Annotated in this window: 8 protein-coding genes; 1 reads left to right on the forward strand and 7 read right to left on the reverse strand. The window is 67.0% G+C overall.

The features are described 5' to 3' along the window. The 7 genes from rbsK to DBR12_RS18090 all read right to left on the reverse strand — a co-directional run. The coding region (rbsK, locus tag DBR12_RS18060) for a ribokinase (RefSeq protein ID WP_108618532.1) at positions 1 to 922 on the reverse strand (922 nt) is incomplete at its 3' end. Then, positions 919 to 1,941, reverse strand: a complete 1,023-nt coding sequence (locus DBR12_RS18065; RefSeq protein WP_108618533.1) for a LacI family DNA-binding transcriptional regulator — start codon at positions 1,939 to 1,941, stop codon at positions 919 to 921. The genes rbsK and DBR12_RS18065, both read right to left, overlap by 4 nt. 56 nt (positions 1,942 to 1,997) lie before the next feature. Next, the gene (locus tag DBR12_RS18070) at positions 1,998 to 2,990 is read right to left on the reverse strand and encodes an ABC transporter permease (protein ID WP_108618534.1); all 993 of its coding nucleotides are present in this window, start codon (positions 2,988 to 2,990) and stop codon (positions 1,998 to 2,000) included. Then, entirely contained in the window at positions 2,987 to 4,654 is a 1,668-nt protein-coding gene (locus tag DBR12_RS18075; protein ID WP_108618535.1) for a sugar ABC transporter ATP-binding protein, read from the reverse strand. The genes DBR12_RS18070 and DBR12_RS18075 overlap by 4 nt, the downstream gene beginning before the upstream one ends. 147 nt (positions 4,655 to 4,801) lie before the next feature. After that, positions 4,802 to 5,755 (reverse strand): sugar ABC transporter substrate-binding protein, encoded by a 954-nt coding sequence (locus DBR12_RS18080; RefSeq protein ID WP_108618536.1) that lies wholly within the window; start codon positions 5,753 to 5,755, stop codon positions 4,802 to 4,804. A 302-nt stretch (positions 5,756 to 6,057) separates the two neighbouring features. Then, complete coding sequence (locus DBR12_RS18085; RefSeq protein ID WP_108618537.1) at positions 6,058 to 7,740, reverse strand: AMP-binding protein; 1,683 nt, start codon at positions 7,738 to 7,740, stop codon at positions 6,058 to 6,060. A gap of 79 nt (positions 7,741 to 7,819) precedes the next feature. Continuing rightward, positions 7,820 to 8,563, reverse strand: a complete 744-nt coding sequence (locus DBR12_RS18090) for a hypothetical protein (protein WP_108618539.1) — start codon at positions 8,561 to 8,563, stop codon at positions 7,820 to 7,822. Between the two features lie 106 nt (positions 8,564 to 8,669). Between DBR12_RS18090 and DBR12_RS18095 the strand changes: the two genes are divergently transcribed. Next, positions 8,670 to 9,515 (forward strand): triacylglycerol lipase (locus tag DBR12_RS18095; RefSeq protein WP_108618538.1); only part of this gene is annotated, 846 nt, incomplete at its 3' end.

Below are 9,515 nucleotides of genomic sequence, written 5' to 3' on the forward strand. Positions count from 1 at the left end.
GTTGGGGGCATTGCGCCACGGCGGCGCGGGTGGGGATGGAGGGCTGGGCGCCGGGCTGGGTGACGCACAGCGCCGAAGCGCGGATGCCTTCGCGCACGGCGGCATCGAGCGGCTCGCCGCGCGCCAGGGCCACGGCCAGCGCACCCAGGAAGGTGTCACCAGCGGCCGTGGTGTCCACGGCTTTCACGACGAGGCCAGGGTGGTAGCGGTTGCCTGCGGCATCGGCGGCAACGGCACCGGCGGCGCCCAGGGTCACCACCACCTGGGCGGGGCCTTTGGCACGCAAGGCCTGTGCGGCCTGCGCGGCATCGGTGGGGGTGGTCACGTTCCGGCCTGTTAGCGCGGTGGCTTCTACCTCGTTCACGACCAGCGTGTGCACCAGCGGCCACATCGCATCGGGCAGAGGCTGGATGGGCGAGGGGTTGAGCACCACGGGGCAACCCGCCGCATGCGCCATCTCGGCGGCTGCCAGCACCTGGGGCAGGGGGGTTTCAAACTGCAGCACCAGGCCGCCTGCGCCGTGCAGTGCGGTGCCCAGCGCGACGGCATCGAGCACAAACCGGCCATTGGCGCCGGGCACGACCACGATACGGTTCTGCCCTGTGGCCTCCACGGTGATGGCGGCCACGCCGGTGGTGGTTTGCGCATCGGTCTGCACGCCGCTGTGGTCAATGCCGTCGGCGTCGAGCCCGGCGCGCAGCGTCTGGCCGTAGCCGTCATTGCCCACGCGGCCAAACAAGGCCACCTGGGCGCCCTGGCGCGCGCAGGCCACCGCCTGGTTACCGCCCTTGCCGCCGGGCACCAGGTGCAGGGCGTCGGCCAGCACGGTCTCGCCAGGGCCCGGCGCATGTTGCACCTGCAGCACCAGGTCCATGTTCAGGCTGCCGACCACGGCGATGCGGGGCGTGTGGGTCGGGCTCATGCCGTGCCTCCGGGCGCATGGGCCGTGGAGGCGCGCACGCGCAGCTCGGGCTGCAGCATCACCTTGCGCGCGTCCTGGCGCTTGCCGTCGATGCGCTCCAGCAGCATGTCCACGGCCAGCGCGCCGATGCGCTGCTTGGGCTGGGCCACGGTGGTCAGCGGCGGGCTGGTGAAGGCGGTGAGTTCGATGTCGTCAAAGCCGACGATGGACAGTGCCTCTGGCACGCGCAGGTCGCGTTCGTGCGCGGCACACAGTGCGCCCATGGCCATGAGGTCGTTACACACGAAGACGGCAGTGGGCGGCTCGGGAGCGCGCAGCACGGCGTGCATGGCTTCGTAGCCGCCCTGGCTGGTGAAGTTGCCGTGCCACAGCAGGCCTTCGCCGGTGCCGCAGCCCGCGTCGGCCAGGGCCGTGCGCCAGCCGGCAATGCGCTGCTCGCTGGGGGCAATGCCTGCCGGGCCGCCAATGCAGGCAATGCGGCGGTGGCCCAGCGACAGCAGGTGGCGCGTGGCCAGCAGGCCGCCCTGCATGTGGGCGGTTTCCACGAGGTCGCAGGGTTGTTGTTCGGCGATGTCGATTTCGCGGTCCACCAGCACGGTGGGGATGGACAGGCCCGCGAGCTGCGTGGCCAGCGTGGCGTCGTGCCCGGTGGAGACCACGATGAGCCCGTCAATGCGCCGCTCGGCCAGCACCTGCAGGTAGGTGCCCTGGCGGTGCGCCTCGTCGTTGGTGTTGCACAGGATGACGTTGTAGCCTGCGCCAAAGCAGCGGTCTTCCACGCTGTGCACGATCTCGGCGAAGTAGGGGTTGGAGCTGTTGGGGATCAGCATGCCCAGCGTGCGCGTGTTGTTGCTCTTGAGGCTGCGCGCAATGGCGCTGGGCACATAGCCCAGGGCGCGGATGGCGGCCTCCACGCGCTCGCGCCCCTCGGGGCTCACGCGGCGTGTGCCGTTGACCACGTGCGACACCGTGGTGACCGACACCTCGGCGTGGCGCGCAACGTCCTTGATAGTAGCCATGCAAAAAGAAAAATGAGCTCGTGGGTGGTGGGGCGGCTGGATGCGGGGGCAGTCTCTCAGACCTTGGCGCGGCGCTGGCGCAGCGTGTCCACAATGACGGCCGCCACGATCACAAAACCCGTGATGATGCGCTTGCTGGGCTCGCTGGCGCCCACCTGGGCCAGGCCTGCTTCGAGCACCGCAATGATGAGCACGCCAAACGCGGTGTTCACTACCGAGCCGCGCCCGCCCATCAGGCTGGTGCCGCCAATCACCACGGCGGCAATCACCTGCAGCTCCATGCCGGTTCCGGCGTTGGGGTCGGCGGCTTCGAGCCGGGCCGACTGCATCAGGCCCGCCAGGCCCGCCAGCAGGCCGGTCATGGCAAACACGATGACGCGGATGGGGCGCGGGTCCACACCCGCCAGGCGCATGGCTTCTTCATTGGTGCCAATGCCCACCACGCAGCGGCCAAACACGGTGCGCGACAGCACCAGCTGCGCCACCACCACCAGCACCACGGCCAGCAAGAAGGCGAACGAGATGCCGCCAAAAAACGGCGCCGACAGCCACGAGATCGCATCGCCCACGTACTGCGTGCGCGAGTCGGTGACCACATACGCGCTGCCACGCACGGCTTCGAGCATGCCCAGCGACACGATGAACGAGGGCAGGCGCCACGCCACCGAAATGGTGCCCGTGATGGTGCCGCACACCAGACCCGTGGCCAGCGCCAGCGCGGCGGCGGCGGGCACCGTCCAGCCCCATTGCAGGATGGCCGCTGCCGAGGTGGCGGCGGCCAGCGCCATCACCGATCCCACCGACAAATCGATGCCCGCAATGATGAGCACAAAGGTCATGCCCACGGCCATCACGGCCAGGGCCGGGATTTCGTTGGCGATGGTGATGAAGGTCTCGGCGCTCCAGAAGTATTCGGACAGCGACGAGAACAGCGCCACCATGCCCGCCAGCACGGCCAGCAGACCCAGGTAGGTGCCCAGCTGGCTGCGCCAGACCGAGGCGGAGGAGGGCGCCGCAGCGGGTGCGGCAGATGGGGTGGGGGCGTTCATTCGGTGACAGGAGAAGGGGTTGAAGGAGAGGCACTGGTGCTTGTGCTGGTGCGCCCGCCGGGCTCGGAGAACGCGGCCGCCAGCAGCGATTGCTCGGACCACTCGCCGCGCTCGAACACGGCCACCAGGCGGCCCGCGCTCATCACGCCGATGCGGTCGGCCATGGCCATCAGCTCGCGCAGGTCGGACGACACCATGAGCAGTGCGCGGCCTTCTGCAGCCATGCGGTCCAGCTCGCCATACAGCTCGGCGCGTGCGCCCACGTCCACGCCGCGCGTGGGTTCGTCGAGCAGCAGCACGCGGCCTTCGCGGTGCAGCCAGCGGGCAAACACCACCTTTTGCTGGTTGCCGCCCGACAGTTGGCCCACGGGTTGTTCCGGGCCGTGGCAGCGCACGCGCAAGGTACGGATGAATCCCTGCACCAGGCGGCTTTCCAGCCCGCGCTGCAGCCAGCCGCCGCGCGACACGGCCGACAGGTCGGACAGCGTGGCGTTGATGCGGATGGGCTGCGACAGCAGCAGGCCCTGGGATTTGCGGTCTTCGGTGACCAGGCCGACTCCGGCGGCGATGGCTTGCAGCGGAGACGCGAAACCTCTGTGCCAGGTACGAGGTGCAGTTGTGGCAGGGGTGTTTGCTATGTTTTGTATAGCTGTCTGCGCTTGTACATCGCGCGGGAGAGCCTGTTTTTTTTCAGATTCTGGGTGCAGCGTCACGCTGCCCCGGTCCGCACGGTCCGCGCCGAACAGCAGGCGGAGCAACTCGGTGCGGCCCGATCCGACCAGCCCGGCAATGCCAAAGATCTCGCCCGCGCGCAACTCCAGGCTCACGTCCTGCACGGCGGTGCCCCGGCCCAGGTTGTCAGCGCTCATCACCACGGGGCCGACGGGGCGGCGCGGGCGGTGGTCCAGGTCGCTCACCACGCGGCCCACCATGCGCTGCACCAAGTCGTCTTCGCTCATGCCCGCCATGGGGCGCACGTCCACCAGGCGGCCATCGCGCAGCACGGCCACGCGGTCGGCAATGCGGCGCAGTTCTTCGAGCCGGTGCGACACGTAGATGATGGCCACCCCGCGTGCAGTGAGGTGGGCGATCTGCTCGAACAGGTAGTTGGTCTCGCGCGGTGTGAGCATGGCCGTGGGCTCATCGAGGACCAGGATGCGCGTGTCGTCCTGCAGGTTGCGCGCAATCTCGACCATCTGCTGCTGGCCGATGCCCAGCTGCGAGACCGGGGTGGCAGGGTCGATGTTGTCGAGCCCGATCTTGGCCAGCTGCGCGCGGGCGGCGGCGTGCAGCACATCGCGCTGCAGCCAGCCCAGGCGGTGCGGCAGGCGGCCCATCAACAAATTCTCGGCCACGGTGAGCGTGGGCACCAGGCCCAGCTCCTGCATCACCATGCGCACGCCGTGGCGCTCGGCATCGCGGCGCGACGTGGGGGCGTAGGCCTGCCCCGCCAGCTGCATGCCACCGCGCGTGGGCTGCGTGAGCCCGCACAGGATCTTGGACAGCGTGCTCTTGCCCGCGCCGTTCTCCCCGGTCAGCGCCAGCACTTCGCCCGCAAACAGCTCCACGTTCACGCCATCGAGCACGGTGGCGGTGTAGTCCTTGCCCACGGCCTGGATTGCGAGCAGGGGCGGGGACGCGGTGGTGTTGGTTTGGTGGGGCATGGGCTTAAGAGGCGTTGGTCGGGTTGCTACACCCCTCCCCGTTCGGGCTGAGCTTGTCGAAGCCAGGGCGCTACGGTAGCGCAGCCCTTCGACAGGCTCAGGGTGAACGGCTGGGGGTGTTGCGACGCGTTCTAAGGTGCCAGAGGTTTACTTGCTGTCTTTCGTCACCAGCACCACATCCGTCTTCACCGTGGCGGGCAGCTGATTCTGCGGCGTCTTGGCGGCCAGGGCCTTCTGCGCGAGTTCGATGCCGAACACGGCCTGCTTGGCGGCGTACTGGTCGGCGGTGGCCAGCACACGGCCGTCGGCCAGCATGGGCTTGATGGCGCCGATGTTGTCGTAGCCCACCACTTGCACCTTGCCGGTCTTGCCTGCGGCCTTCACGGCGGCCACGGCGCCCAGGGCCATGCTGTCGTTGCCAGCCAGCAGGGCCACGAGGTCAGGGTGCTCGCGCATCATGCCGGCGGCCACGGTGTTGCCCTTTTCGATCTCCCAGTTGCCGGACTGCACGCCCACCACGGTGATGTTGGCGGCCTTCATGGCGTCCTGGTAGCCCAGCGTGCGCTGCTGTGCATTGAAGGTGGTGGACACACCTTCGATGATGCCGACCTTGTCGCCCGCCTTCAGCGTCTTGGCCAGGTGGTCGCCCACCAGCTTGGCGCCAGCACGGTTGTCCGGGCCCACAAAGGGCACGGTGATGTTCTTTTCCTTCAGCGCATCGGCATCGAGCTGGTTGTCGATGTTGACCACGAGGATGCCCTTGTCGATGGCCGCCTTGACCACGGGCACCAGCGCCTTCGAATCCGCCGGGGCCAGCACGATGGCGTTGACCTTCTGCGCCACAGCCTGCTCGATCATCTTGATCTGGGCTGCCGTGTCTGTTTCGTTCTTGATGCCGTTGGCCACCAGCGTGTATTCCTTGGCGTGGGCCTTCTGGTGCGCCTTGGCGCCGTCTTCCATGGTGCGGAAGAACTCGTTGGCCAGCGACTTCATGATGAGCGCGATCTTGGGCTTGTCCTGCGCCAAGGCGGGGCTGGCCAGCAGGCTGCCCACAACGGCGAGGGCGGCGGCGGTCTGAACGGAACGGCGGGTGAACTGCATGGGTGTTGTCTCCAGGTTGGAATGTGGACAAAGGCGACCGACAGCGTGAAGGGAAATCCCCGGCAGCGCCCCTAAAAGGAGCGGCTACGGATGCCCGGTGCCTTGTCGCGATCGGGATGATAACGAAAGCAAACGTTTGCGCAAACGTTTGCTAATCGGTAAAAACCCGAAGATGTAGACATTGGATTACCGGTGCAGTTGGGCGACCTGCAGGGTATATGCCCAAGAAAAAGGGCGCCGAAGCGCCCTGGGGGAGGTGATGGAGGGCAGCGTTCGTCGCTCTGCCCTCAGGAACAAAGGCCTCAAGCCTTGCGCAGCTCGCGGCGCAGGATCTTGCCCACATTGCTCTTGGGCAGCTCGTCGCGGAACTCGATGTACTTGGGGCGCTTGTAGCCTGTGAGGTTCTGGTGGCAGTAGTTGGCCACCTCGTCCTCGGTCAGGGCCGGGTCGTTCTTGATGATGAACACCTTGATGGCCTCGCCCTGTTTCTCATCGGGCACGCCAATGGCCGCGCATTCGACCACGCCGGGGCACAGACTGATGACCTGTTCCAGCTCGTTGGGGAACACGTTGAAGCCGCTCACCAGGATCATGTCCTTCTTGCGGTCGATGATGCGGGTGTAGCCCTGCGGGTCCATGATGCCGATGTCGCCGGTGCGCATGAAGCCGTCGGCCGTGAAGGCCTTGGCGTTCTCTTCGGGCTGGTTGTAGTAGCCCGCCATCACATTGGGGCCGCGGATGCAGATCTCGCCCGACTCGCCCTGGGGCAGGCTGTTGCCTTCGTCGTCCTTGATGGCAATGTCGATGCCCGGCAGTGGCAGGCCAATGGTGCCGCTGAACTCGGTGTTGATCACCGGGTTGTTGGTGCCGATGGCGCAGGTCTCGCTCATGCCCCAGCCTTCGATCATGGTGCTGCCCGTCACCTTCTGCCAGGCCTTGGCCGTGCCCTCGCTGGCGGCCATGCCCCCAGCCTGCGACACGCACAGGTGCGAGAAGTCCAGCGTCTTGAACTGCGGGTTTTGCAGCAGCGCGTTAAACAGCGTGTTCACCGCAGGCAGCATGTGGAAGGGGCGCTTCTTCAGCTCGGCCACGAACTTGGGGATGTCGCGCGGGTTGGGGATCAGCGTCATGCTGGAGCCCTGGCGGATGGCCAGCAGGCACAGTGTGAGCGCGAAGATGTGGTACAGCGGCAGCGCGGCAATGCTGTTGGCTTTGGAGAGGTCGCCCACCTTGGACAGCGCGGGCGTGAACCATGCCTCTGCCTGCAGCGTGGCGGCCACGATGTTGCGGTGGGTGAGCACTGCGCCTTTGGAGAGGCCCGTGGTGCCGCCCGTGTACTGCAGGAAGGCAATCGAATCGAGCGTGGCCTGGCTGGGCGCGAGCGACTTGTGCTCGCCCAGCGACAGGGCCTTCTTGAAGGTGACGACCTTGCGCCCGTTGGACAGCGGCAGGTCATAGGCTGGCACCATCTTGGCCAGGTGGCGCACGGCAAAGGTGATCCATTTGCCAAACCAGAAACCCAGCAGGTCGCCCATGGAAGCCATCACCACATGCTTGACGGCCGTGTGGTCAATGACCTCTGCCAGGGTGTGGGCAAAGTTCTCCAGGATCACGATGGCCGTGGCGCCCGAGTCCTTGAGCTGGTGCTCCAGCTCGCGCGCGGTGTACAGCGGGTTCACGTTCACGCAGGTGTAGCCTGCGCGCAGCACGGCGGCCATGGTCACGCCGAACTGCGGGATGTTAGGCAGCATGATGGCCACACGCGCGCCAGGCTCCAGCCCCAGGCTTTGCAGATAGGCGCCCAGCGCGGCCGAGCGGCGTTCCAGCTCGCCATAGGTCATCCACTGGTCCATGCAGACCGAAAACGGGCTCGATGCGTGTTTGCGGAACGACTCTTCCAGCAGGTGGGCCACAGAGCGGTATTGCTCGGGTTTCACGTCGTGTGGGACGCCCGGGGGGTAGCTCTTGAGCCAGATCTTTTCCATGCGCGTGTTTCCTTCCCTTGTACTCGCCAAATGCCATTGATAGGTGGGCACAGATTGTGGAAGGCGGGGGCGCAACGGGCTATCGGGCTTGTCCTAGGGTGTTTGCGAGTTGGGTCCCGCAGGTGACAGGATCGGCATCGAACAACTGGTCCATCAACGCCCGCTCACGCTGCTCGATGGCGGCCAGAAACTGCTCCACCCCGCCACGCTGGCGCGCGAGCTGGCCGAAGGTGTCAAACCCCGCCTCCAGAAACTTCTGCAACGCGCCCATGCCTGCTGCGTTGGCGGGGCCGCGCATCATGCGCAGCATCATCCGCAGGCCGGGCATGCGCGTGAGCCGTGCCAGGTCGGCGCCCATGGCCAGCACGCGCTCCAACTGCTGCTGGCGCGCGTGGCGCTGGCCCACGGTGCGCCACGCGGCGGTGTAGCGGGCGGCATCGTGGGCCGTATCGGCTTCATGCACCCGCCAGGCGCGGCCCATGTCCTGGTCCAGCTCTTCGGTCTGTGCGTGCAGCACGGCCAGGGCCACGGCGGTGGCCACCACGGGCTGGGGGAACATGGTCTGCAGCGTGCCTGCGATGCGGCCAAACTGCAGGTCGCGGTCGGTGTAGTCGGTGTCGCTGTACAGCTCTTCCAGAAAGAATCGCGCTGCGGGCCCGAACGTGGGCGAGGCCATCAGGTCGGCATAGGTGCCGCGAAAGCGCCGCGCCTGCAGGCTTTTCACGCAGCCCACCGCTGCACCCAGCGCCGGGTCGCCCGTGCGGTGCAGGCGCAGCGCGGTCACGTCGGCGATGCAGTCGCGGATGGTCTGGGCGGCATCCATGGGGCGGGGTCCTTTCTGCGTTCTGCGGAGGGGCGGGGTGCGATGGCGGGCGGCGGCCAGGTCGCACAATGCGGCTGGTCAATTACAACATCTGCCCATCACCACCATGATTGCGCGCTGGCAACGAATCCTGCTCTTTTTTGTCCTGCTGACCATGGCTGCCTGGCTGGTGTGGCAATGGCCCCATTCACCCTGGCGCGCCGTGCTGGGGGCCTTGGTGCCGCTGTGTGTTTATCTGGCGGTGATGGCTGTGGAGTTTGTGTTGATGCACATCACCAACCGTGCCGATGCTGCGCCCCGTGCCCGGCTGCTGCAGGTGCTGAGCGCCTGGTGGGCCGAGGTGTGGGTGTCGCTGCGGGTTTTTTGTTGGCGCCAGCCGTTTCGCCATGATTCCGTTCCCGATTGGTTGCCCTCCGAGTCCACCGGAAAGCGCGGCGTGGTGTTGGTGCACGGCTTCATGTGCAACCGGGGCCTTTGGTTGCCGTGGTTTGCGCATTTGCAGGCGCGAGGGCATGCCTATTTGGCGGTCAATCTGGAGCCGGTGATGGGGTCGATTGACGCGTATGCGGACATCATTGAAGACGCCGTGCGCAAGGTGACGGCGGCCACGGGACAGGCGCCGGTGTTGTTGTGCCACAGCATGGGGGGCTTGGCGGTGCGTGCTTGGCTGCGGGCGCATCGGGCCGATGGCCGGGTGCACCGGGTGTTGACGTTGGGCACGCCACATGGCGGCACGTGGCTGGGGCGTTTTAGCCGCGCGGTGAATGGGCGGCAGATGAGCCTGGCGGCGGATTGGGTGCTGGCCTTGCAGCGGGCGGAGCCTGCGGGGCGGGCGGCTCTGTTTACCTGTTGGTATTCGAACTGCGACAACATCGTGTTTCCGGCGTCTACGGCGGCGTTGGGGGGGGCGGACAACCGGTTGGTGCAGGGGGTGGCGCATGTGGAGATGGCG

Source organism: Acidovorax sp. HMWF029, from assembly GCF_003060895.1.
Taxonomy (GTDB): domain Bacteria; phylum Pseudomonadota; class Gammaproteobacteria; order Burkholderiales; family Burkholderiaceae_C; genus Acidovorax.

Coding starts and splice junctions, on each gene's coding strand:
- DBR12_RS18065 (WP_108618533.1), bottom strand. CDS start 1,941: ATGGCTACTATCAAGGACGTTGCGCGCCACGCCGAGGTGTCGGTCACC.
- DBR12_RS18070 (WP_108618534.1), bottom strand. CDS start 2,990: ATGAACGCCCCCACCCCATCTGCCGCACCCGCTGCGGCGCCCTCCTCC.
- DBR12_RS18075 (WP_108618535.1), bottom strand. CDS start 4,654: ATGCCCCACCAAACCAACACCACCGCGTCCCCGCCCCTGCTCGCAATC.
- DBR12_RS18080 (WP_108618536.1), bottom strand. CDS start 5,755: ATGCAGTTCACCCGCCGTTCCGTTCAGACCGCCGCCGCCCTCGCCGTT.
- DBR12_RS18085 (WP_108618537.1), bottom strand. CDS start 7,740: ATGGAAAAGATCTGGCTCAAGAGCTACCCCCCGGGCGTCCCACACGAC.
- DBR12_RS18090 (WP_108618539.1), bottom strand. CDS start 8,563: ATGGATGCCGCCCAGACCATCCGCGACTGCATCGCCGACGTGACCGCG.